Raw genomic sequence first — 22,366 nt, 5'->3', positions numbered from 1 at the left:
GGAGAACGCTATGGCAACCCAGGTCGTCGTCGGTGCCGGACCGGTCGGTTCGGCGGTAGCCCGCCTGCTCGCCGACGAGGGCGAGACCGTCCGCGTCGTCACCCGCAGCGGGTCGGGACCCGAGCACCCGTTGATCGAACGCATCGCGGCGGACGCCGCCGACGCCGGCCGCCTGTGCGAGCTGACCCGGGGCGCGGCCGTGATCTACAACTGCGCGAACATGGCGTACACGAGATGGCCGGAGCTCTGGCCGCCGGTCTCCGCCGCGATGATCAATGCGGCGAGGGAGAACGACGCCGTCCTGGCCATCACCGGCAACCTCTACGGGTACGGCCCGCAGCCGGGCGGCCGGATGACCGAGCGCACCCCGCTCGCCGCGACCGGCCGCAAGGGGCGGGTCCGGATCGCCATGTGGGAGGACGCGCTCGCGAGCGGGATCCGGACGTTCGAGGCCCGGGGCTCGGACTACGTCGGCGCCGGCGCGGACGGCGTCTTCTCCGCCGTGCTGCTCCCGGCGATCGCCAAGGGACGCACGGCGTGGCTGCCCGGCGACCCGGACGCGCCGCACACCTGGACGTACATCGGCGACATGGCCCGCACGCTGGTCACCCTGGCCCGCGACGAGCGCGCCTGGGGCCTGGCCTGGCACGTGCCGTCGCAGCCCGCCGTCAGCGTCCGCGAGCTGGCCGCCCGCTACGCCGAGCTGACCGGCAGCCCCGCGGTCGCGGTCCGGCGCCTGCCGCGCTGGGTCATGCGCACGGCCGGCCTGGCCGTGCCCATGGCGCGCGAGCTCGCCGAGATGGACTACCAGTTCTACGGGCCGTTCCTGCTGGACTCGCGCGAGACGGCGGACACGTTCGGCCTGACCGCGACCGACCTGGACGTGGTGCTGCGCGAGGAGAGTCAGAGCAGCAGGCCGACCCCGTCGCGGCGCGGATCGCCGGCCGCGCCGCCCACCCCCACGGCGGTGACCCCGCCGAAGTAGTGGTTGATCTCGGGCCACTCGTGCAGCTGCCAACCGGCCTCCACCAACGCCTCCAGCTCGTCGCGCGGATAGCCCGGCTCGGCGTGGACCGTGTCGTCGACCACGTGGAACCGCGGCCTCGCGATGGCCGCCGGCATGTCCAGGCCGTCGGCCAGCACCCCGATCAGCGTGTCCACCAGCGCGGTGCGGATCCGTGACGCCCCGGCGGAGCCGATGGCCACCGCCAGCGCCCCGGACTCGTCGATCACCACCAGCGGGCACATGTTCGACGACATCCGGCGGCCGGGGGCGAGGTCGTCGGTGATCAGCTCGCCCTCGCCGAGCATGGAGTTGAGGTTGATGCCGAGGCCGGGCAGCCAGACCGCCGCGCCGAGCCCCATCGTCGTGGTGATCACGCAGGCGTTGCCCTCGGGGTCGACCACCGAGACGTTGGTGGTGTCGCCGATCTTCTGCCGGCCCCGGTCGCGCAGCGCCGCGGCCACGGCGACGGCCCGGTCGGGGCGGGGCAGCGCGGCCAGGTCGGCGGGGAGCGCCGCGATCGTGTCCACCGTCCGATTGAGATCGTGGCGGGCCCGCACCCGGTAGCTGCCGAGCATCGCGTGGTCGACCGGCGTCTCCAGCACCCGGTAGCCGGCGAGGTCCATCGGGCCCAGGGCGCCGCCGGCCGCGCGTACCGTCTCGACCGTCAGCGCTGCGTACGCCCCGGTGTAGAAGAGGGCAGGGCCTTCCTCGGCGAGCGCCTCGAACGCCGTCGCCAGGCCGGGGTGGAACAGCCGGTCGCCGCCCTGCAGCAGCTGCCCGCCCGGCGCGTAGATGTCGGCACCGTCACCGTGAGCGAGCGCCGGCGCGCAGGCGTCGAGCGTGCGCGCGTGGGCGGGTGGCAGCTCGACACCGGCCACGGCCAGCTCGTAGGCCGGTGTCACCAGCGCGGCCCAGGGCAGCCGTCCCCAGCGCCGGTGCACCTCGCCGCAGCCGGCGGGCACGCCCGGCACCGCCACGCTGGCCCCGCCGATCGAGTAGACCTGCGGCACCCCGCCGAAGAACACGTCGACCGCCACCATCGGGCCCGGCCTGCGGTCGCCGTCGGTGCCCGGGACCGAGACGAAGAAGTCGAGACAGGTCACCTCGCCCGAGGCGGCGTCGAAGTACGTGGCGAACCCGCCACCGCCCAGTCCGGTGTAGACGGTCTCGGCGGCGCAGGTCGCGAGCACGGCGGCGACCGCGGCGTCGGCGGCCGTCCCGCCGGCGCGCAGGATCCGCAGCCCCGCCTCGGCCGTCGCCGGATGGCTGGCGGCGACCCCGGCGGCGACCCGTCCCGTCCGTGGGGAAATCTCCATTGGGCGAAGCGTAGGCGCCGCGGCCCACCCGTGGTTACGATCCGCGTCCATGACGACAGCCGGTCCCTCCTGCGACGTACGGCAGGGCAAGCGCCTGCCGCGTCGCACGCTGGCCGGCTACGCCCTCGGTTCGCTGGTCACGGGCCCTTTCGGCACCGTGCCCGGTCTGCTCCTCCTGCCCTATCTGACGGACACCCTCGGCGTCGCCGCGGGTGTCGCAGGACTTCTGGTGCTGCTGCCGAAGGCGTGGGACGTGCTCGTCAACCCGGTCGCCGGCCGCGTCTGCGACCGCAGCGGCGAGCGCCGGCCCTTCCTGCTCGGCGCGGGCCTGCTGCTCGCCGTCCTCTTCGCAGCGATCTTCGCCGGACCGGTGGGCACCGGCGGCCGGGCCGGCGCCTACGTCGCCGCGACCTTCCTCGCCGCGGCCACCGCGTTCGCCTTCTTCCAGGTGCCGTACGTCGCGATGCCCGCCGAACTGACCGCCGGATACGCCGAACGCACCCGCCTCATGACATGGCGGGTCGCCGTCCTGGCCCTGGCCATCCTGGTCTCGGGGGCGCTCGCCCCGCTGGTGGTCGACCTGGGTGGCGGCGGCCTGGCCGGCCACCGGTGGTCCGGCGCGTTCGTCGGCGCCCTCATCGTCGTGGGCACCCTGGGTGCCTTTTTCGGTACGCGCACAGCAGACTCCCGTGCCGCATCGGCATCTGAACCCAGCCTGCGCGGCCAACTGAGAATCGCGGCATCCAACGTGCCGTTCCGTGGTCTCCTCGCCTGTTGGGTGGTCCAGGCCGCCGGCATCGGCACCATGCTCGCGGGCGTGCAGTACTTCGCCGACCACGTCATCGTGCAGGAGTCCGGAGCGACCTTCCTCTTCGCCGCGTTCGTCGGCCCGGCCCTGCTCGTGATGCCCGCCTGGAGCCGGGTAGGTGCCCGCCTCGGCAAGCTGCGTGCGCTCATCGTCTCCTCCCTTCTCTTCGCCGCCGGCGCCCTCGCCCTGCTCGCGGCCGGATCGCTGCCGGTCACCGTCGCCTACCTGACCGTGGCCGTGATCGGCTGCGGTTACGCCGGCCAGCAGGTCTTCGCGATGGCGATGCTCCCCGACTGCATCGACCACGAGACTGCCAGAACCGGCCGCCGCCAGGCGGGCGTCTTCACCGGCCTGTGGACAGCGGGCGAAACACTCGGCCTCGCGCTGGGCCCGGGCGTGTATGCCCTGGTCCTTCAGCTGTTCGGATACGCCTCGTCATCCACAGGGGAGGCTGCGGTGCAGGATGCGACGGCCCGGCTGGGCGTGCTGCTCGGCTTTACGCTCATCCCTGCCCTGCTCGTGGCGGCGGCGGTCCTGCTGCTGCGGCGTTACGACGACCGACCGGGGAGACGCTGATGCCGCCCGAGGGGGAGCTGGTCCGGGTGCTCAACGAGCTCCGGCCGGACGAGATGGCCCTGCACGGCTGGGTGCGTACCCGGGTGAACGCCTCGATCGTGCGGGAGCTGGCCTGCCTGGACCACGGCATGCGGGTCGAGGAGCACCGGCAGGGGATCGAGGAGGTGCTGGACGCCCGCCGGCTGCCGGAGTGGCTGGCCTGGGCGCCGGGCGAGGTGCTGTCGCTGGCGGGCTTCGAGAGACCGGCCGACCCGGATCGCCGGCCGGGTTCCGCGGGGTGGCGTCAGCACGTCGCGCGGCTGTTCGCCTGCCTGGTGCTGGTCCGCACGATCGACCAGGTCGTGCCGGCCGAGACCCTCGCGGCGCTGGTCGAGTCGGCGCTGGAGCTCGGCCCGGAGGCGACCGGGCAGGCGGTGCGCTACCTGGCGTGGTGCCGCCTGCACGAGCCGGGCGCCTGGCGCGACGACGCCGAGGCGCTGCCGTTCCTGACCCTCGGGCTGTTTCTGCTGCGCCCGGAGGAGGACCGGCTGGCCCGGACGTTCGTGAGTGAGGTCGAGGCGCTGGACGCCGCCCGATGGTCGCCGACGGCGGCGTTGAGGAAGACAGCCGGTGGCGACGGCTGGCGGCTCTGGCGGAGGCTGGTCGCCGACCGAACCACCGCGTCCACGGAGTTGCCGCGTGCCTGGTTCGGAGTGCAGGAGGACGCGTGATCGAGGGGTTGCCGGCGCACGGCGTACCGGCCGAGCAGGTGCTCGCGGAGCTGCGCGGGTTGCGGGAGGCGGACCTGCCCACGCACGGCGGGCGGCTGTTCGCGTACGTCTACGACCCCGACGTGCCGGGCCTCGACGAGCTGGCGCGGGCCGCGTACGCGATCTCGGCGCACGTCAACGGCCTGGACCCGACCGCCTTCCCCTCCCTGCTCGCCATGGAGAACGCGCTGGTGGCCGCCGCCGGGCGGCTGCTCGGCGCGGGACCCGCGACGGCCGCGCCCGCGATGGTGGGCAGCGTGACCAGCGGCGGCACCGAATCGCTGCTGCTGGCGGTCAAGGCGGCCCGCGACGCGGCGACCACGAGGGAGCCGCGGATCGTCGTGCCCTCGACGGCGCACGCCGCGTTCGCCAAGGCCGCGCACTACCTGCGGGTGGCGCTGGACGTCGTCCCGGTCGGCGACGACCTGCGCGCCGACGTCGCGGCGACGGCCGAGCGGATCGGGCCGGACACCGTGCTGATCGCCGGTTCGGCGCCGTCCTACGCGCACGGCGTCGTCGACCCGATCCCGGAGCTGGCCGCCCTCGCCGCCGAGCGGGGTGTGCGCTGCCACGTCGACGCCTGCTTCGGCGGCTGGGTGCTGCCCTACCTGCGGCGCCTCGGCGCCGGCCTGCCGGCCTTCGGCTTCGACGTGCCCGGCGTCACCAGCGTCTCGGTCGACCTGCACAAGTACGCGTACGCGCCCAAGGGCGTCTCCCTCCTGCTGCACCGCGACGCCTCGCTGCGCCTGCCGCAGTACTTCGCGTACGCGGACTGGCCGGGCTACACGATGATCAACCCGGTGGTCTCGTCCACCCGGTCCGGCGGTCCGATCGCCGCGGCCCTCGCGACGCTGCGGCACATCGGCGACGACGGCTACCTGGCATTGGCCGCGAAGACCCGGGAGGCCGTGTCGGTCCTGGCCGCCGCGGTGCGGGCTGCCGAGGGCGTACGCCTGTTCGCCCCGCCCGAGACCACGGTGGTCTGCCTCGCCGCCGAGCCCGGCGTCGACCTGTTCGTGCTCGCCGACGAGCTGGCCGCGCGGGGCTGGCACACCCAGCCTCAGCTCGCGTACGCGAAGCTGCCCCCGACCCTGCACCTGACCGTGACCGCCGCGGTCAGCGCGACCGCCGCGGACTTCGCGCCCGACCTGACCGCCGCCGTCGCGGCGACCCGCACCCGCGGCCCGGTGGCGCTGCCGCCCGAGCTGGTGCGGACGGCGGGCGCGCTGACGCCGGAGATGGTGACGCCCGAGCTGATCGAGGGCCTGGCCGGAGGTCTCGGCCTCGGCGACGGCGGCACGGGGCCGATGGCGGCCGTGAACACGCTGCTGGACGCCGCCCCGCCCGCGCTGCGCGAGGCGCTGCTCGCCGGCTTCCTGAGCCTGCTCCAGCGGCCCGCCTGGTAAAGGGTAGGTTGGGCGGCGTGGCCGGTCTGCCAGGAGTGCTCGGGGAGCCCATCAAGTTCGTGCTGAACTGGGGGCGCCGCTACTCGTTGTGGGTCTTCAACTTCGGCCTGGCCTGCTGCGCCATCGAGTTCATCGCGACCAGCATGGGCCGGCACGACTTCATCCGCCTCGGCGTGATCCCGTTCGCCCACGGCCCCCGCCAGGCCGACCTCATGGTCGTCTCGGGCACCGTGACCGACAAGATGGCACCGGCGATCAAGCGGCTCTACGACCAGATGCCCGAGCCCAAGTACGTGATCTCGTTCGGCTCCTGCTCCAACTGCGGCGGGCCGTACTGGGACTCCTACTCGGTGACCAAGGGCGTCGACCAGCTCATCCCGGTCGACGTCTACGTGCCGGGGTGCCCGCCCCGGCCCGAGGCCCTGCTGCACGGCATTCTGCGCCTGCAGGAGAAGATCGCCGCCGAGCAGTCCGGCCCGGGCGGCGTCCCGCGGCCCGACCCGCTGCGGTCCGGCGACGCCCTGGTGCCCGGTCCGCCGGATTCCTCCGCCTCCTCCCGGGACGCGGCGTCGCTCACGGCGCCGGTCGTGCGGCCGCCGGCCTGACACGCCGCCGCTGCGTCGTCCTTGTGACATACAGGCATCGACTCGCGGGGCTACTCTGCGGGAATGAGTGATCAACCGCGGTCGGACTTCATCATCGACGTGCTCACCAGGGAGTTCGGTGAGCTGATGGCGATCGATCCGGCGGCGTTCCGGCGCAAGTTCCGCAAGATGGCGGCGTCGCCGTTCGCGTTCTACCGGGGCAGCGCCTCGCTCTTCTACGCGGACATGACCGGCGCGTACACCGACGACCGTTTCCTCGACGAGCGGACCAGCCGGGTGTGGATCCACGGCGACCTGCACGCCGAGAACTTCGGCACCTACATGAACTCCTCCGGCCAGCTGGTCTTCAACGTCAACGACTTCGACGAGGCGTACGTCGGCCCGTTCATCTGGGACCTCAAGCGGTTCTGCGCCAGCGTCGCCCTGATCGGCTACAGCAAGGCGCTCTCCGACGACGTGATCACCTCGCTGGTCCGGACGTTCGCCGGGGCGTACCTCACCGAGCTGCGGGCCATCGCCCAGGGCGGCGACGACGCGATCGGCTCGATCACCCTGGACAACGCCGACGGCGTGCTGCGCCGGGTGCTCCAGGAGGCCCGCCTCAACACTCGGGTCGACCTGCTCGCCGCGCAGACCACGATCGACGACTACGAGCGCCGCTTCTCCCTCGGCGACGGCGTGTACGACGTCGACGAGGCGACCGCCGCCACCGTCCGGGCCGCGTTCGAGCAGTACCTCGCCACGCTGCCCTCGGGCGGCGACGGAGTGTCGACGAACATCAAGGACATCAAGCTGCGCAAGGGCGTCGGCATCGGGTCGGCCGGGCTGCCCTCGTACAACCTGCTGCTGGAGGGGCACACCCAGGCGCTGGAGAACGACGTCATCATCTACATGAAGCAGGCCCAGGTGCCGGCGGTCGCCCGCTGGATCGACGACGAGCGGGTCCGCGGCTACTTCCGCCACCAGGGCCACCGCACGGCCGAGTCGCAGCGGGCCCTGCAGGCGCACGCCGACCCGTGGGTGGGCTACACCGAGCTCAACGGCGTGGGCCAGCTCGTCGCGGAGGTCTCGCCGTACGCGGCCGACCTGGACTGGGCCGACGTCAACGAGCCCGAGGAGCTGACCGGCGTCCTCGCCGACCTGGGCCGCGCGGTGGCCCGCATGCACTCGGTCGCCGACGACGAGTCCAGCCACGACCTCGTCGACTTCTCCACCGAGGAGTCGATCGTGGCCGAGATCGACAAGGACGAGGCCGGCTTCGTCGGCCTCCTGGTCGACTTCGCCCACAAGTACGGCGACCAGGCGCGCGAGGACCACCAGGACTTCGTCGACCTGTTCCGCAACGGCCGCCTCCCCGGCCTGGGCTGAACACTCACAGCCGGGCGAGGAAGTACGCGAAGCCCGCCCGGTTGCGGGCCGCCTTGTCCGGGGTGACCGTCACGGCGAGTTCCGCCCCCTGGCTCAGGTCCACGGTGATGATCGAGTCGCTCTGCCGTGGGTCGATGTCGATGCAGCTGACCTGCTCTTCCGCCAGGACCTTGCCGGTGCCGTCCCGCCGCCCGTCGCGCAGCTTCACCCGTTGCACCTTGACGCTTACGCTGCCCGGTCCGGCGCAGGCCATCCGGAACTCGTAGTTCCCGGCCTCCGGCCTCATCCGGCTCGTCTGACTCGGCAGCTCGGTGGTGATCCGCGTCGGCGAAATCGAGCCGCCCGAGGGGAGCAGCCCGGCGGCCCGACCGGCGTTCCACGACGACTGCGGGTCCGCCGACGTCGACTCCTCGTCCTCGTCGTGGGCCACCGCCAGCGAGTAGACCGCATCCCCCTGCACGGCCGCGTCGTCGCCGCGGAGCGACACGGTGAGCTCGCTGTCCAGGTTGAGATCGAGTCGCATGGTCGTGACCCGTGGGTTCGCCGCGCAGGAGACGTCCGCACCGCCCTGGGGACTCGGGCCCGCGCTGGTCGAGCTGGTCACCGTGACCGCCAGCACACCCACGCCCCCGCACGCGATGGCAAGGACGTAGACGCCGGAGGTCAGAACGGGCAAGTTCTTGACGGTTCCGCCAGTCACGAGGCCGGCAGCCTGCTCGGCGCGGTCGGGAAGCCGCTCGTCGACGGCGCGCTGAGCGGCGGCGGTCAGCCGGGTCATCGGGTCGTCCGGCACGGTGCGGTGCTCACGCTCGGGCAAGCCGCCGACGGCGAAGGCGCCTGCCGCGGCGAGCACGGCGGTCGCGCCCGCCATGGACCTGGTCGTCCGGCGGCGCCGCACGGTGCGGTGCACGGCGGCGGTGCCCGGCGGGCGGACCTCCGGCAACGTCTCGGCGCGCAGGCCGGCGAAGAGGCTCTCGAACTGGTCAGGCATTGCGCACCCCCTCGGTGTCGAGCCGGGTCGCCAGGGCGGTCCGGGCCCGGTGCAGCCACGACTTGACCGTGCCCTCGGCGACCCCCTCCCGGTCGGCGATCTCGGCGATCGTCATGTCGGCCAGGTAGTGCAGGACCATCGCGCGCCGCTGGGCCGGTGGCAGGGTGCTCAGCGCCGCGACCAGCGCCACCCGCTCGGGGCTCGGCCCCTCGACCTGCCCCTCGAGCGGCCGCTGGCGGCGCAGGAAGTTCAGCGCCGTCCGGCCCCTCCGCCATCTGCTCACGGCGAGGTTCCAGGCGACCCGGCGTACCCAGCTGACCGGGTCGTCGTAGCCGGACACCGTGCGCCAGCGCGCCAGCGCCCGGCAGAACGCCTCCTGCACCACGTCCTGCGCCTCCTGCCGGTCGCCGAAGTAGGCGTACAGCTGCACCGTCAGGTCGCCGTAGTGCGCGGCGTACAGCTCGTCGAACGTCACTGGGGTTGCTGTCACGGCGGTGAGCGGCTCCGGTTCGAGGCTGATGGCGGGCGAGGTCACGGCTACTACACGTACGGGAAGCGCCGGGGGTTGCGCCGCAGTCGCGGATCATAGGATGGGCGGCATGACGCCCGAAGAGGTCGGCGAGCGGATGGTCGCACTGCTGACAGCCCCCGACGCCGGCGCTCCCGCGGACCCGTCGGCGATCACCGCGGGGATCTCCGGAGGCGGCCCGGAGCACGCGCGCGCGGTCGTCGACGTGCCGGCCGCCCTCTGGTGGACCGCCATCGGTGCCGCCCGCGACCCCGCGGCACTGAGCTGCGACTTCTTCGACTGGCTCTCCGCGGTGGACGAGCTCGACGAGGGGTTCACCGTGGTCGCTCACCTGTGGTCGACCCGGCGCCGGCACGGCCTGCTGATCCGGGCCCGGGTGCCGCGCGAGAACCCGGCCGTCGAGTCGGTCGTCGACCTCTTCCCGGGCGCGGCCTGGCACGAGCGGGAGACGCACGAGATGTTCGGCATCGGCTTCGAGCGTCATCCGGACCTCCAGCCGCTGCTGCTGCCGCCCGCCTTCGAGGGCCACCCGCTGCGCAAGGAGTTCGTCCTGGCGTCGCGGGTCGCCAAGGCCTGGCCCGGCGCGAAGGAGCCGGGGGAGTCGGAGGCCGGCGTGGCCAAGCGGGCGCCGATGCGACCGCCGGGGGTGCCGGATCCGAACGAGTGGGGGCCGATGAAGGGCAAGGTGCCGCCGCCCGAGACACCGGCCCGCCGCGCCCCGGGCGAGCGCCCGGCACGGCCGGCGCCGGGTGACCGGCCGGCGCGCCCGGCCTCGGGTGACCGGCCCGCGCGCCCGGCGCCGGGTGATCGTCCGGCCCGGTCCGTCGAGCGCCCGGCCACGCCCGGCACGCCCGGGGACCCGAAGGCCGAGAACCCTGAGGGGGAGGGCTGATGCCGCTCTGGCTGGACCTGCTCGTACGGGTCGTCGCGGTCGTGGCCGCCTTCCTGGTCCTGCCGCTCGTGGTCGGCCAGGCCGAGCACAAGGTCATGGCGCACATGCAGGGCCGGCTCGGCCCCATGTACGCCGGCGCCTTCCACGGGTGGGCGCAGCTCGTCGCCGACGGCGTCAAGTTCGTGCAGAAGGAGGACATCACCCCGCGTGACGCCGACCGCCGGGTGTTCCAGCTGGCGCCGATCGTGGCGCTCTTCCCGTACCTGATCGTGCTGCTGGCCGTCCCGCTCGGACCCGGCGGCCTCGTCGCCCAGCCCTTGGACGTCGGTCTGTTCTTCGTCCTCGCCGTGCTGGGCATCGGCGTCGTCGCCGTGCTGATGTCCGCCTGGGCGTCCGCCAACAAGTACAGCCTGCTCGGTGGACTGCGGGGGGCGGCCCAGCTGCTCGGCTACGAGCTGCCGCTGGTGCTGTCCGCGGCGAGCGTCGCCATGGCCGCGGGCACCCTGAGCCTGCCCGGCATCGTCGAGGCCTGGTCGCCGTGGTGGCTGTTGTGGCAGGCGCCCGCCGCGTTCGTCTTCTTCGTCTCCGGGCTCGCCGAGATCCGGCGGCCCCCGTTCGACATGCCGATCGCCGACTCCGAGCTGGTCTTCGGCTACATGACCGAGTACACCGGCCTGCGCTTCGCGTTCTTCCTGCTCGCCGAGTACGTGGGCATCGTCGTCATCGCCGCCCTGACCACCGTGCTCTTCCTGGGCGGCTGGCACGGCCCCGACCCGGCCCATCTCGGCTGGCTGTGGACCCTGCTCAAGATCTTCGCGGTGTCCTTCGTCATCATCTGGCTGCGCGTGACGTATCCGCGGCTGCGCGAGGACCAGCTCCAGCGCCTGTGCTGGCTGGTCCTGGTGCCCCTCGCCCTGGGTCAGCTCGTCCTGACCGCCGCGGTCAAAGTGGCGCTGTAGGCGACCCGCTGCCGGGCGCCCCCTCCAGAGGGGAGGGCGCCCGGCCGGTACGGCGTCACGTCAGCAGGGTGACCGTGTAGTTGAGGGTCGTGCCGCTGGCGGTGTAGGTGGCCGTCTGGCCGTTCGTGCAGTAGGACACGAAGGTGTTGCCGAGCACGTCGTCGCCCGCGGTGGCGTGCACGAGCGGCCGCACGTCCACGCCCTCCTCGAGGGGCGTCGAGGTGAGGTCGATCAGCCGCCACTGGTTGATCGGGTAGTCGTCGGTCGGTGCCGACAGCTGGCCCTCGCGGGTGGTGATCTGGAAGTTCATCACGAAGCCGCCGTTGTTGACGACGGCGATCTTCTGCACGCAGGGCGACGCCAGGGCGGCGGGCGCGGCGGCAGCGGGCTGGGCAGTGGCGCCGAGCACGCCGGCCAGACCGGCAGCGGCGAGCGAGGCGGTCAGGACCGCCCGGCGACGGGATGCGGTGCGAACCATCAGTGATCCTCCAATGTGGTCGGTTGCACTGTGTCACGCCCACCTTTAACCGGACAGACGGGACCACAAACTGACGATCATCGTTATTTACGAAGAAAACTGTGAAGGCGCTGAACAGTGATCTTGTCGCCGGGTACGCGCATATCGGGCGAGCGGCCGGGCCCGTCTTCTCCCCGGCCGTCCGCTTTCCCCGCCGTCCCGCCATGGTGGCCGTCACATCGCGGGGCGCGAGACTCGCAGGCGTTGCTATTTTCCCGGGGCTCCTCTGCGGAGGGCGTGTCATCGGGGGGTCCGCAGGCGTGGTGATTCACCACCGCCTGCGGTCGCATTTACCTTCACAGCGGGAGAGCGAGCCGCATGAGTCGGCGACTGACGGTGTCTGCCGCTCTCAGGTGGCTGACGGGCCTGGCCGCCGCCGCGAACGGAGCGACGAGCCGCCTTTCGGCACGCAGACTTGGATGTTCGCAGCGGTGACGGGCGTGGCGTTCGTGGCCGGGCGATCTGGTGCGCCGCCGGAGAAGAGGCAGCTGAGAGCTAGGGCTCAGAGATGCCGCGGCCGCAGTTTCGCCAGCGGGATCTCGATGCGCCAGGGCTGGTCGATCTTCAGCCAGTCGGTGAACGTGCCGGACGGCTGGTAAACCTCGTCCTCGTACTCGAGCTGGTAGGTCTGCACGGTCAGGCCACCATGCGTCTCGACCAGCCAGTAGTTGGGGATTCCGGCTTTCGCGTAGAGCGCCGGCTTCATGACACGGTCCATGCTCTGCGACGTCGGAGACACGATCTCCACGGCCAGCAGAACTTCCTGTGGCGCGTAGAAGTGACCGCGACGGCTGGCCGCGGCATCGGTGGTGACGAGGACATCGGGAATGAGTGCTCGGCGCGTGCTGATCCGGACCTCGTTGCCCTGCGTGACCTCGAGGTCGTCGGGACAACTCGCCTCGAGGGCGACCATCAGGCGGGCGGCGATGATCTGGTGAATGTTCGAGGGGGCGGGAGACACCAGGAGTACTCCATCGATCAGTTCACGGCGCAGGCCATCCTCGGGCAAGGCGTCGAGATCATCGGTCGTCCAGCCGTCGGACGGCGGGACGACGTTCATCGCAACGGTCATCGCGAGCCTCCCGGAAACGGGGTCTCTCACCCCTCGTACCACCGTACCGGAAGATCTGGTGGGGGTGTGCTCGCCTCCGCCGCGCCGACCGGGCAGGATATGCGGTTATGAGTGAGCACGGGGAGCGGTCCGCGCCCGGTAAGGGGCTGGTCAACGGGCTCGCCGTGACGTTGCGGACCATGACCAGGCGGTCCACCACTCAGCAGTACCCCGACGTCGAGCCCGAGCTGCCGCCCCGGTCGCGCGGGGTCATCGCGCTGCTGGAGGAGAACTGCACCGTCTGCATGCTCTGTGCGCGCGAGTGCCCGGACTGGTGCATCTACATCGACTCGCACAAGGAAGAAGTGGTCGTGCCCGGCGCGGCGCGGGCCCGTCAGCGCAACGTGCTCGACCGGTTCGACATCGACTTCTCGCTGTGCATGTACTGCGGGATCTGCATCGAGGTGTGCCCGTTCGACGCGCTGCACTGGAGTCCCGAGTTCGAGTACTCGGAGATGGACGTGCTGGACCTGCTGCACGACAAGAACCGCCTGGGTGCCTGGATGCCGACCGTGCCCCCGCCGCCCGCCCACGACGTGCTCGGGGAGCCGTCGAAGGAGGAGACCACGGCCGCGCGCAAGGCCGCCGGCCCGGGAGCCGCCACACCGGCCCGCACCGCCCGCCCGGCCACCCGCCCGGCTGGAACGGCGGCCGAGACGCAGGCCGAGGCCCCGGAGGGCGGCCGGTGACCGTCGCCGACGCCCTGCTGCTGGCGCTCGGAGCCATCGCCGTCGGCTCCGGCGCGCTCGTGGTCACCAGCACCCACATCGTCCGGGCCGGGCTCTACCTGGTCGTCAGCCTCGGCGCCATGGCGGGCCTGTACCTCGTCCTCGGCGCCGAGCTCGTCGCCTGGGTCCAGGTCCTGGTGTACGTCGGCGCCGTCGTCGTGCTCCTGCTGTTCGCGGTCATGCTGACCCGGGCCCCGATCGGGCCCTCCGCCGACCTCGACCGCCCCGCCTGGCCCGCGCTGGTCGTCGGCGGCGGGGTCGGGCTCGGCCTCGCCGTCCTGCTCGCCGACGCCTTCCGCTGGACCCTCGTCGCGTTGCCCGAGACCGGGACCACCGCGCGGATGGGTGGCGAGATCTTCGGGACCTGGGTGCTGCCGTTCGAGGTGCTGTCGATCCTGCTGCTGGCCGCCCTGGTGGGCGCGATCGTGCTGTCGCGTCCCGACATCGGCGCGCCGGAGAAGGGCGAGGCCTGATGCATGCCGTGATTCCGTACGTGACGGCGGCGCTGCTCTTCGGGCTGGGCGTCTACGGCGTCCTGCGCCGGCGCAACGCGATTCTCGTGCTCATGGCGGTCGAGCTGATGCTCAATGCCGTCAACCTCATCCTGGTGACCGCGGGCACGCTCTCGGGTGGGGTCTTCGCCCTGTTCGTCATCGTGCTGGCCGCGGCCGAGGTCGGTGTGGGTCTGGCGATCATCCTGCAGTACTACCGGATGCGCGCCGCCGTGCACGTCGACGAGGTCGTCCTGCACCACGAGCCGGAGGCCGGATGACCGCCGACGTGCTGACGCCGCTGCTGCCCGGCGTACCGCTGCTCATGGGTCTTGCCGGGCTGCTGCTGCCACCCGGCGACGGCCTGCGGGCCCGGCGGCGCTCGGCCGCACTTCTGGGCGTCACCGGCGCCGCACTGGCCCTGCTGATCACGGTCGTGCTGCTGGTCGTCGTGGACGAGCCGGTGGAGGTGACGTACCGCTGGGTCAGCTTCGGCGATCTGCCGGTGACGCTCGGGTTCGCGCTCGGCCCGGCCGCGCTCTACGTCGCGCTGGCCGTCTCGGTCGTCGCGCTCTTCGTGCAGATCTACTCGATCGAATATCTGCACCGGGACCGCCGGTACGCGCCCTACGCCGCCCAGATCAGCCTCTTCACCGGCGCGATGCTGCTCGTCGTGGCGGCCGACGACCTGATACTGCTGCTGGTCGGCTGGGAGGTGATGGGCGCCTGTTCGTACCTGCTCATCGGCCATGACCGGCGGCTGCCCGAGGCGCCCGCGGCGGCGGTGAAGGCGTTCGTCGTCACCCGGGTCGGCGACGTCGGTTTCCTGCTCGGCATCGCCTGGTTGGGAACGGCCGCGGGCAGTTTCCGCATCTCCGACATCATCGCGCACGTCGGGGCCCCGACGACGGCCCTGCTGCTGGTGCTCGCCGGGGTGGCCGGCAAGAGCGCCCAGTTCCCGCTGCACACCTGGCTGCCGGACGCGATGGCCGGTCCGACGCCGATCTCCGCGCTCATCCACGCCGCCACCATGGTCGCCGCCGGCGTCTACGTCGTCTTCCGGCTCTTCCCGCTCTTCGCGGGGTCGCCCGGGGCCCTCGCCGTCCTCGGCGTCATGGCCGCGGTGACGCTGCTGCTCGGGGCGCTGTCCGCGACGGCGCAGGACGACATCAAGCGGGTGCTGGCCTGGTCGACCGTGTCGCAGATCGGCTACATGACGGGTGCGCTGGCGGTCGGTTCGCCCGCCGCCGCGCTGTTCCACCTGCTCACCCACGCCGCCTTCAAGGCGCTGCTGTTCCTCGCGGCCGGTGCGGTCATCCACGCGGCCGGGACCAACCTGATGTCGCGGATGGGCGGCCTGCGCAAGCCGATGCCCGTGACGTTCTGGTCGTTCGTGGTGGGGCTGGGCGCGCTCGCGGGCGTACCCCCGCTGGCCGGGTTCTGGTCCAAGGAGAACGTGCTGGTCGCCGCCGCGCACGCGACCGAGGGCGACGGGCCGGCCCCGGCCTGGGTCGGCTGGGTGGTGTGGGTCGCCGCCCTCGCGGGCGTCGCGATCACCGCCTGGTACGCGACCCGCTTGCTCCTGCGTACGTTCTTCGGCTTCCCGCGCGCCCGGGCGGAACAGTGGTCGGTCGGCTTCGACGACGCCTCCTACGAGGTGTACGAGGAACCGGAGCCGCACGATCCGCCGGGCCTCATGCGCTGGCCGGTGGTGCTGCTCGCCGTGCCCGCGGCGTTGCTCGGCCTGGCCGCCTTCCTGCCCGCCTTCCGCGCCGCCCTGGAGCTCGACGAACCGCACCTGGAGGTGGCGATCGTGCTGCCGCTGGTGCTGCTCGTGCTGGGCGCGGGCAGTTCGTGGTGGCTGTGGCGGGCCGCGCCGGGCGTGGATCCGGCCAAGGCCCTCGGCCGGTTGCGGCCGTTGTTCGCCGCCGGGTTCCGGCTGGACGACCTTCAGGACCGCTTTCTGGTACGCCCGGTGCGCGCGCTCGCTCAGGGCGTACGCCTCACCGACGAGCGCGTGGTCGACGCCGCGGTGGAGGGCACCGGCACGTCGACGACCCGCCTGGGCGCCGTGCTGGCTGCCGCGCACCGGGCCGCCCTGCCGCGTGCCGCCGTCGCCGTCTTCACCGGCGCGCTGGTGCTCGGCGTCGTCGCCGCCATCTACGGAGCCACGTCATGATCGCGCCCACCGACGTCTCGCCGGCGCTGCAGATCCTGCTGCTCGCGGTGCTGGTCGTTCCGGCGCTCGGCGCGGTCGTGGTGGCCCTGCTGCCCGCGCGGTTCGACCGGGGTGCCCGCCTCGTCGCGACGGGCTTCGCGGCGGTCGCGTTCGTGGCGGCGGCGCTGCTGGCCCTGCCGTCCTCGCGGGACTCCGGGTGGGTCGCCTACACGCCTACCGACGCCGTGCCGGTCGTGCCCTGGGCGGAGGTGGACCTGTCCTGGGTGCCGTCGCTGGGCATCCGGTTCCACATCGGCGTCGACGGGGTCTCGTACCCGCTGGTGGTGCTGACCGGGCTGCTGACGCTGCTGTGCTGCGCGTACACGGTGTGGAAGGTGCCCTCGGGCGGCTCCGGGCGTACCCTCGCCGCCCTGCTCCTGGTCCTCGAGGTCGGCATCCTGGGCACCTTCCTGGCGCTCGACCTGGTGTTGTTCTTCGTGTTCTTCGAGGTCGTCCTGCTTCCCATGTACGCGGTCATCGCGGGATGGGGCGGTCCGGAGCGGCGCCGGGCGGCCCGCAAGTTCGTGCTCTACACCCTGTTCGGGTCGGTGCTGCTGCTGCTCGGGGTCTTCACCGTGGTCGTCGCCGCGGGCACGGGCGACCTGATGGCACTGGCGGGCGGCTACGGGCTGTCCCGGACCACGCAATGCGTGGCGTTCGCGCTCTTCGCCGTCGCCTTCGCGGTGAAGGCGCCGCTGTGGCCGCTGCACACCTGGCTGCCCGACGCGCACACGGAGGCGCCGACGGTCGGCAGCGTGGTCCTCGCCGGGGTGCTGCTCAAGATGGGCACGTACGGCCTCATCCGCGTCGGCGTCGGCGTCGCGCCGGAGGGAGCCGCCTGGGCCGCGCCGGTGCTGGGCGTCCTCGCCGCCGCCGCGATCATCGCCGGGTCACTGGTGTGCCTGCGCCAGACCGAGCTGAAGCGGCTGATCGCCTACTCCAGCGTCGGGCACATGGGTTTCGTCCTGCTCGGCACCGCGACGCTGACGGTGACCGGGGTGCAGGCGGCGCTGATCGGCAACGTGGCGCACGGTCTCATCACCGGCCTGCTGTTCTTCCTGGCCGGTGCGATCAAGGACCGGGCGCACACGGGCGACCTCGCGGGGCTGGGCGGCCTGCGCGAGACCGCGCCACGGCTCGCCGGCGTGCTCGGCTTCGCCGCGATCGCTTCGCTGGGGCTGCCCGGCCTGGCCGGCTTCTGGGGCGAGGCGTTCGCGGTCGTCGCCGCGGTCCAGCGCGGCGGACCGCTGTGGTGCACGCTCGCGGTGGTGGCGGCCGTCGGCGGCGCCCTGACCGCGACCTACTTCCTGCGGCTGCTGCGCCGCGTGACCCACGGCCCGGCGACGCAGGCCGTCGCCGCGTTCCCGGCCGTCAGCCGGGCCGAGTGGCTCGCCTGGACCCCGCTGATCCTGCTCACCCTGGTGGTCGGCCTGGTGCCCGCGCTGGTGCTCGCCGCCGCGGCCGACCCGGTGGCCGCCCTGACCGGAGCGCTGCGATGACCCAGGCCGTCAACCACGTCGCCCTGCTGCCGCTGTACGCCGCGGCCGGCACGGCCCTGCTCGTCCTGGTGGCCGACCTGGTCGTGGGCCGCTTCCACCTCCCGGCCGCCGTGCTGGGCGGCCTCGCCACGGCGGTCTGCGCGACCGCCGTCCCCGATCACACCGCCACCTTCTGCAGCGGCGACCTGTGCTCGTGGATAGTGACTCCGCACGCGGCGCTCATGACGGTGCTGTTCGCGGGCCTGACCATCGGCGTGCTGGGCCTGTCGGCGCCGGCGCTGCGGCAGGGGCTGGCGCCCGCGGGCGAGTACTGCTTCCTGCTGACCTGCGCGATGACCGGCGGGGTGGTGGTGGCGTACGCCGGCGACCTGATCTCCCTGATCGTCGGCCTCGAGACCCTCACCCTTCCGCTGTACGTCCTGGTCGGGCTGCGCCGGATCCGGGTGTCGGCCGCCGGCGCCTCGGCCGCGGTCACGTTCTTCCTGGTCAGCGTGGTGTCGACGGCGATCGCCCTGCTCGGCGCGGCGCTGCTGTACGCGGCCACCGGCGCCCTGCACCTGGACGCGCTGACCGAGGGCTCGGGTGTGTACGCGCCCCTCGCCTCGGTCGGTGCCGCCCTGGTGGTGGTCGGGTTCGCCTTCAAGGTCGCCGCCGTGCCCTTGCACGCCTGGGCGCCGGCCACGTACGACGGCGCGCCGGTGCCCGTGGCCGCGTACCTGTCGACGGCCTCGAAGCTCGGCGGCGTGCTGGCTCTCGCCGCGGTCGTGCAGCGCCTGGACACCGGCCCGCTGGTCGCGGTGCTGGCCGTGCTCACGATGACGGTCGGCAACCTGGTGGCGCTGCGCCAGACCCGGATGGTGCGCCTGCTGGCGTGGTCGTCGGTGGCACAGGCGGGGTACATCCTCGCGGCGCTGGCGGCAGGTGCGGCGGGCGTCGAGGCCGCGTACGCGTACGCGGTCTTCTTCGTGCTCCTGGAGCTGATCGCGTTCGGGGTCGTGACCGCCCTGCGCGCCCCGGGTGAGGACGGCGGTGACCTCGAGGACTATCGCGGCGCCGGCCGCCGCGCCCGCTGGATGGGGGCGGCGCTGGTGCTGGCGCTGGCCGGCCTGGCGGGACTCCCACCCGGTTTCGCCGGGCTCTTCGCCAAGGTGGCGGTCGTCGGCGCGCTGATCGGGGCGGGCTGGGGCTGGCTGGCGGGCGTGGTGGCGCTCAACGCGGTGATCGCCCTGGCCTACTACGTCCGGGTGGCCGCCCTGCTGTACGCCGCTCCGCAACCGGCCGGCGTCGTGGATCCCGAGCTGCTGGAGCGGGCGACGCGTCCCCGCGTGGTGGTCTCCAGGGTCGTCGTGGTGGCCGCCGCGGTCACGATCGTGCTGGGGTTCGCGCCTCAGGCGGTCTTCGACGCGCTCACCGGGTGACGCTGACGCTCAGCGAACTCTCAGTCACTCCCGGATGAATTCACGGGCTTCCGATGTTCCATCGGACGTGGGCCTACCGGCCCGCATGCCGAAGGAGTGATCGTGCACAGCCACCACAACGGCCTCAAGACGGCCGCTCTGCTGGGTCTGCTCACCGCCATGATTCTCGCCGTGGGGTACTGGGTGGGCGGCGGTGGCGGCCTGGTGTTCGCCGTCGTCCTCTCGCTGGCGATGAACGCCGGCACCTACTTCTTCTCCGACAAGATAGCGCTGCGGTCCATGGGTGCCCGGCCGGTCAGCGAGGCGGAGTTCCCCGCGCTCTACCAGATCGTCCGCGAGCTGGCCACGGAGGCGGGCCAGCCGATGCCCCGCCTGTACGTGAGCCCGACGATGCAGCCCAACGCGTTCGCCACCGGGCGCAGCCCCCGGCACGCCGCCGTGGCGGTCACCGTGGGGATCACCCGGATCCTCGACCGCCGCGAGCTGCGGGGCGTCATCGGTCACGAGCTGTCCCACGTCTACAACCGCGACATCCTCATTTCGAGCGTCGCCGCGGCCCTGGCCGGCATCATCACGATGTTCGCCCAGCTCGCGATCTTCCTGCCGCTCGGCGGTGCCGACGACGAGGAGGGCCCGAACCCGGCGTCGCTGCTGCTCATGCTGATCCTCGGCCCGCTCGCCGCGTCGGTGATCCAGCTGGCGATCAGCCGCAACCGGGAGTTCCAGGCGGACGCCTCCGGCGCCACCCTGACCCGTGACCCGCTCGCCCTGGCGAGCGCGCTCGAGAAGATCCAGTACGGGGCCGAGCGCCTGCCGCTGCCGGCGGACGGCCGGCTCGCCACGTCGGCGCACCTGATGATCGCCAACCCGCTGCGCGGTGGGGGTATCGCCGGGCTCTTCTCCACGCACCCGCCGATGGCGGAGCGGATCAAACGCCTGCACCAGCTGGCCGCGATCACCGGGACGGGCCCGGTGCAGTTCCAGCGGTGACGTCGCTGACAGGCGGCTGAAATCCGTCGTGCTACGCCGCCTCCGGCCGTTACGGTCGGAGGCGGCTTTCGCTCGTTACCGAAGGGGGTAGGGCCGTGACCGCGTTGCGTCAGTACCTGGGCGTCTGGCGCATGCCGGGCGGCAGGGTCCTGCTCATCGTCGGTGTCCTGGCCCGCCTCGGCATCGGCGTGACGCCGCTCGCCCTGCTGCTGCTCGTCCAGGAGTCCACCGGCCGCTACGCCGCGGCCGGCCTGGCCGGTGGCATGTACGCGCTGGCCGGCGCGGCGGTCAGCCCGGTCGTGGGGCGCATCGCCGACCGCATCGGCCCGTCCCCGGTGCTGGTGGTCACCGCCGTGCTGCATCCGCTCGCCCTGGGCGGCCTGCTGCTGGTCAGCCGGGGCGGTGCGGCCGCGTTGCCGTCGCTCGTCGTGGCGTCGGCGCTGGCCGGGGCGACGTACCCGCCGCTGAGCGCCGCCATCCGGCGCGCCTGGACCGACGCGACCGCGCCCGGCACCGGCCGGCACGACCTGCGACCGGCCGCGATGGCCGCCGAGACCTCGCTGTTCGAGCTCGTGTTCGTGCTGGGCCCGCTGCTCGTCGCGGCGTTCGTGGTGCTCACCGGCCCGGCGGCGGCGCTGATGTTCGCGGCGGTCGTGACGCTCGGCGGCACGCTGGCGATCGCCCTGCTGCCGATGATGCGGCACTGGGAGCGTCACGAGTCCGCCGAACCGGCCCGCGGCCTGGGTCCGCTCAAGGTCGGCGGTTTTCCCGCCCTGCTGCTCTGCGTCAGCGCGCTCGGCATCGCGTTCGGCGCGGCCGGAGTCATGGTCCCGGCGTATGCGCAGCAGCACGGCGGCGGCGAGGGCCTCGGCGGAGTCCTGCTCGGCGTCTGGGGCGTCGGCAGCGCGATCGGTGGCATCTGGTTCGGCACCCGTCGTCCCGCGATGACGCTCACCCGCCAGTTCGCCTGGCTGCTGGCCGCCGTGTCGCTGAGCTTCCTGGTGCTGGCGGTGATGCCCAACCCGACGGCGCTCGGCGCGGCGCTGGTCATCGGCGGCGCGACCATCGCCCCGGCGCTGACGGTCGAGAACAACCTGGTCGGCCGGATCGCGCCACGGGCGATGCTGAACGAGGCGTACACCTGGATCGTCACGGTGTCGGTCGGGGGCAGCGCGGCCGGCGGTGCGATCGCCGGGATGATCGTGGACCAGCCCGGCGGCCTGCCGTGGGCGTTCGTCTTCGCGGGCGTGGTGCTGCTGCTGGCAGCGGCGGTCGCCGCCGTGCCGACCGGGTCGATGGCCCGTGCCGACCAACGTGCGGCCGAGGACCTGCGCGAGGCCCTGGCCGGCTGAGTCTCACCCGGAGTCCGGGCCCAGGCGCAGGTGCTGGGTGAGCCGGTACCGGTCTCCGCGGTAGACCGAGCGGGCGAACTCGATGAGCCGCCCCCGGGCATCGGTCGTCGTGCGCTCGAACAGCAGGGCGGGGGAGTGCAACGGTACGGCGAGCAAGCGCGACTCCGTCGCGTCCGTCACCGTGGGCTCGGTGGTCTGCACGGCCTCGGCCGGGACGACGCCGTGGCGCTCGCGCAGGTGCCGGTAGAGCGTGCCGTCGGCGAAGTCGTCGCTGGTCAGCTTCGGGGCGACGGCCCGCGGGATGCGGATCTCCTCCAGCGCCATCGGTTCGCCGTCGACCAGGCGCCGGCGCAAAGCGCGGACGACGTCCTCGCCGGGGGAGAGCCCTAACCGGCGGCCGAGGCGGGCGTCCGCGGGGACCACCTCGAACTCGAGCACCTCGCTGGCCCACTCGCCCTCGGCCGGCGGCAGGTTCGCCGTGGCGGGCACGTCCTGCGAGATCTTGTGCGGGTTGGTGAACGTGCCGCGGCCGTGGCGGCGTACCAGAAGACCTTCCCGGGCCAGCTCCTCGATGGCGGCGCGGACCGTCGGCCGGGACGCACCCAGCTCGCCGCTGAGGTCGCGCTCGGAAGGCAGGGCGTCACCGGGGGCGACGGAGTCGATCAGTTCGAGCAGCCGCTCCCGCACCTCGGCGCGTCGCATTCCCACCTCATCCTCGTCGTCCTCTGTGCCCCATGGTCATTGTCGTCGGTGCCCGATCTTTCTGCCAGGCCGTGAATTAAGCGCCGGCACAGGTGCGCGCTATTGACGCTGGCCAGTGGGTCGAGGTTTGGTGTT

At 72.8% G+C, this 22,366-nt stretch carries 22 protein-coding genes; 16 read left to right on the top strand and 6 right to left on the bottom strand.

Annotated features, from left to right (window positions below):
* Positions 1-10: 10 nt before the first annotated feature.
* Complete coding sequence (locus AB0J80_RS13620) at positions 11-985, top strand: NAD-dependent epimerase/dehydratase family protein (protein WP_364704423.1); 975 nt, start codon at positions 11-13, stop codon at positions 983-985.
* Here the strand turns inward: AB0J80_RS13620 and AB0J80_RS13615 are convergent.
* Positions 904-2,322 carry a gamma-glutamyltransferase gene (locus tag AB0J80_RS13615; protein ID WP_364704421.1) on the bottom strand — a complete coding sequence of 473 codons (1,419 nt, stop codon included), beginning with the start codon at positions 2,320-2,322 and terminating at the stop codon, positions 904-906. The two genes, AB0J80_RS13620 and AB0J80_RS13615, sit on opposite strands and share 82 nt — an antisense overlap.
* On the opposite strand from AB0J80_RS13615, the gene AB0J80_RS13610 reads away from it, so the two are divergent.
* The 5 genes from AB0J80_RS13610 to AB0J80_RS13590 all read left to right on the top strand — a co-directional run bounded on the left by AB0J80_RS13610 (position 2,273) and on the right by AB0J80_RS13590 (position 7,834).
* On the top strand, positions 2,273-3,706 hold the full coding sequence (locus AB0J80_RS13610; protein WP_364704493.1) for an MFS transporter: 1,434 nt from the start codon (positions 2,273-2,275) through the stop codon (positions 3,704-3,706). The two genes, AB0J80_RS13615 and AB0J80_RS13610, sit on opposite strands and share 50 nt — an antisense overlap.
* On the top strand, positions 3,706-4,416 hold the full coding sequence (locus AB0J80_RS13605) for a hypothetical protein (protein ID WP_364704419.1): 711 nt from the start codon (positions 3,706-3,708) through the stop codon (positions 4,414-4,416). The genes AB0J80_RS13610 and AB0J80_RS13605 overlap by 1 nt, the downstream gene beginning before the upstream one ends.
* The gene (locus AB0J80_RS13600) at positions 4,413-5,861 is read left to right on the top strand and encodes an aminotransferase class V-fold PLP-dependent enzyme (RefSeq protein ID WP_364704418.1); all 1,449 of its coding nucleotides are present in this window, start codon (positions 4,413-4,415) and stop codon (positions 5,859-5,861) included. Before AB0J80_RS13605 ends, AB0J80_RS13600 begins: the two co-directional genes overlap by 4 nt.
* Before the next feature lie 17 nt (positions 5,862-5,878).
* Positions 5,879-6,466: an NADH-quinone oxidoreductase subunit B family protein gene (locus AB0J80_RS13595; protein ID WP_364704417.1), complete on the top strand. Its 588-nt coding sequence runs from the start codon at positions 5,879-5,881 to the stop codon at positions 6,464-6,466.
* Between the two features lie 63 nt (positions 6,467-6,529).
* Positions 6,530-7,834 carry a DUF2252 domain-containing protein gene (locus tag AB0J80_RS13590; RefSeq protein ID WP_364704415.1) on the top strand — a complete coding sequence of 435 codons (1,305 nt, stop codon included), beginning with the start codon at positions 6,530-6,532 and terminating at the stop codon, positions 7,832-7,834.
* 4 nt (positions 7,835-7,838) lie between these two features.
* Here the strand turns inward: AB0J80_RS13590 and AB0J80_RS13585 are convergent, their stop codons facing one another.
* A complete protein-coding gene (locus AB0J80_RS13585) occupies positions 7,839-8,825 on the bottom strand; it encodes a hypothetical protein (RefSeq protein ID WP_364704413.1) in 987 nt (328 codons plus the stop codon).
* A complete protein-coding gene (locus tag AB0J80_RS13580) occupies positions 8,818-9,300 on the bottom strand; it encodes a SigE family RNA polymerase sigma factor (RefSeq protein ID WP_364704492.1) in 483 nt (160 codons plus the stop codon). Before AB0J80_RS13580 ends, AB0J80_RS13585 begins: the two co-directional genes overlap by 8 nt.
* Positions 9,301-9,424: 124 nt before the next feature.
* Between AB0J80_RS13580 and AB0J80_RS13575 the strand changes: the two genes are divergently transcribed.
* Positions 9,425-10,246: an NADH-quinone oxidoreductase subunit C gene (locus AB0J80_RS13575; protein ID WP_364704412.1), complete on the top strand. Its 822-nt coding sequence runs from the start codon at positions 9,425-9,427 to the stop codon at positions 10,244-10,246.
* Positions 10,246-11,205 (top strand): complex I subunit 1 family protein, encoded by a 960-nt coding sequence (locus AB0J80_RS13570; protein WP_364704411.1) that lies wholly within the window; start codon positions 10,246-10,248, stop codon positions 11,203-11,205. Before AB0J80_RS13575 ends, AB0J80_RS13570 begins: the two co-directional genes overlap by 1 nt.
* A 55-nt stretch (positions 11,206-11,260) precedes the next feature.
* On the opposite strand, the gene AB0J80_RS13565 is transcribed toward AB0J80_RS13570, so the two are convergent.
* A complete protein-coding gene (locus AB0J80_RS13565) occupies positions 11,261-11,683 on the bottom strand; it encodes a hypothetical protein (protein WP_364704409.1) in 423 nt (140 codons plus the stop codon).
* 541 nt (positions 11,684-12,224) lie between these two features.
* Positions 12,225-12,782 carry a Uma2 family endonuclease gene (locus AB0J80_RS13560; protein WP_364704407.1) on the bottom strand — a complete coding sequence of 186 codons (558 nt, stop codon included), beginning with the start codon at positions 12,780-12,782 and terminating at the stop codon, positions 12,225-12,227.
* A 119-nt stretch (positions 12,783-12,901) separates the two neighbouring features.
* Between AB0J80_RS13560 and AB0J80_RS13555 the strand changes: the two genes are divergently transcribed.
* From AB0J80_RS13555 to AB0J80_RS13520, 8 genes are all read left to right on the top strand, one after another.
* On the top strand, positions 12,902-13,522 hold the full coding sequence (locus AB0J80_RS13555) for an NADH-quinone oxidoreductase subunit I (protein WP_364704405.1): 621 nt from the start codon (positions 12,902-12,904) through the stop codon (positions 13,520-13,522).
* Positions 13,519-14,034 carry an NADH-quinone oxidoreductase subunit J gene (locus AB0J80_RS13550; RefSeq protein WP_364704403.1) on the top strand — a complete coding sequence of 172 codons (516 nt, stop codon included), beginning with the start codon at positions 13,519-13,521 and terminating at the stop codon, positions 14,032-14,034. The genes AB0J80_RS13555 and AB0J80_RS13550 overlap by 4 nt, the downstream gene beginning before the upstream one ends.
* On the top strand, positions 14,034-14,333 hold the full coding sequence (nuoK, locus tag AB0J80_RS13545) for an NADH-quinone oxidoreductase subunit NuoK (protein ID WP_364704401.1): 300 nt from the start codon (positions 14,034-14,036) through the stop codon (positions 14,331-14,333). Before AB0J80_RS13550 ends, nuoK begins: the two co-directional genes overlap by 1 nt.
* Entirely contained in the window at positions 14,330-16,231 is a 1,902-nt protein-coding gene (locus AB0J80_RS13540; RefSeq protein WP_364704399.1) for an NADH-quinone oxidoreductase subunit L, read from the top strand. Before nuoK ends, AB0J80_RS13540 begins: the two co-directional genes overlap by 4 nt.
* Positions 16,228-17,769 (top strand): NADH-quinone oxidoreductase subunit M, encoded by a 1,542-nt coding sequence (locus AB0J80_RS13535; protein WP_364704398.1) that lies wholly within the window; start codon positions 16,228-16,230, stop codon positions 17,767-17,769. Before AB0J80_RS13540 ends, AB0J80_RS13535 begins: the two co-directional genes overlap by 4 nt.
* Positions 17,766-19,187: a proton-conducting transporter membrane subunit gene (locus tag AB0J80_RS13530; RefSeq protein WP_364704396.1), complete on the top strand. Its 1,422-nt coding sequence runs from the start codon at positions 17,766-17,768 to the stop codon at positions 19,185-19,187. The genes AB0J80_RS13535 and AB0J80_RS13530 overlap by 4 nt, the downstream gene beginning before the upstream one ends.
* Before the next feature lie 102 nt (positions 19,188-19,289).
* The gene (htpX, locus tag AB0J80_RS13525; protein WP_364704395.1) at positions 19,290-20,177 is read left to right on the top strand and encodes a zinc metalloprotease HtpX; all 888 of its coding nucleotides are present in this window, start codon (positions 19,290-19,292) and stop codon (positions 20,175-20,177) included.
* A 95-nt stretch (positions 20,178-20,272) separates the two neighbouring features.
* Complete coding sequence (locus tag AB0J80_RS13520) at positions 20,273-21,529, top strand: MFS transporter (RefSeq protein WP_364704393.1); 1,257 nt, start codon at positions 20,273-20,275, stop codon at positions 21,527-21,529.
* Positions 21,530-21,532: 3 nt separating this feature from the next.
* On the opposite strand, the gene AB0J80_RS13515 is transcribed toward AB0J80_RS13520, so the two are convergent.
* Positions 21,533-22,231, bottom strand: a complete 699-nt coding sequence (locus AB0J80_RS13515) for a GntR family transcriptional regulator (RefSeq protein WP_364704491.1) — start codon at positions 22,229-22,231, stop codon at positions 21,533-21,535.
* Between the last annotated feature and the right edge of the window lie 135 nt (positions 22,232-22,366).

This window comes from Actinoplanes sp. NPDC049548 (assembly GCF_040676695.1).
Classification (GTDB): domain Bacteria; phylum Actinomycetota; class Actinomycetes; order Mycobacteriales; family Micromonosporaceae; genus Actinoplanes.
The sequence above is the reverse complement of the archived record's forward strand: the minus strand, read 5'-3'. Positions and strand labels throughout refer to the sequence as shown.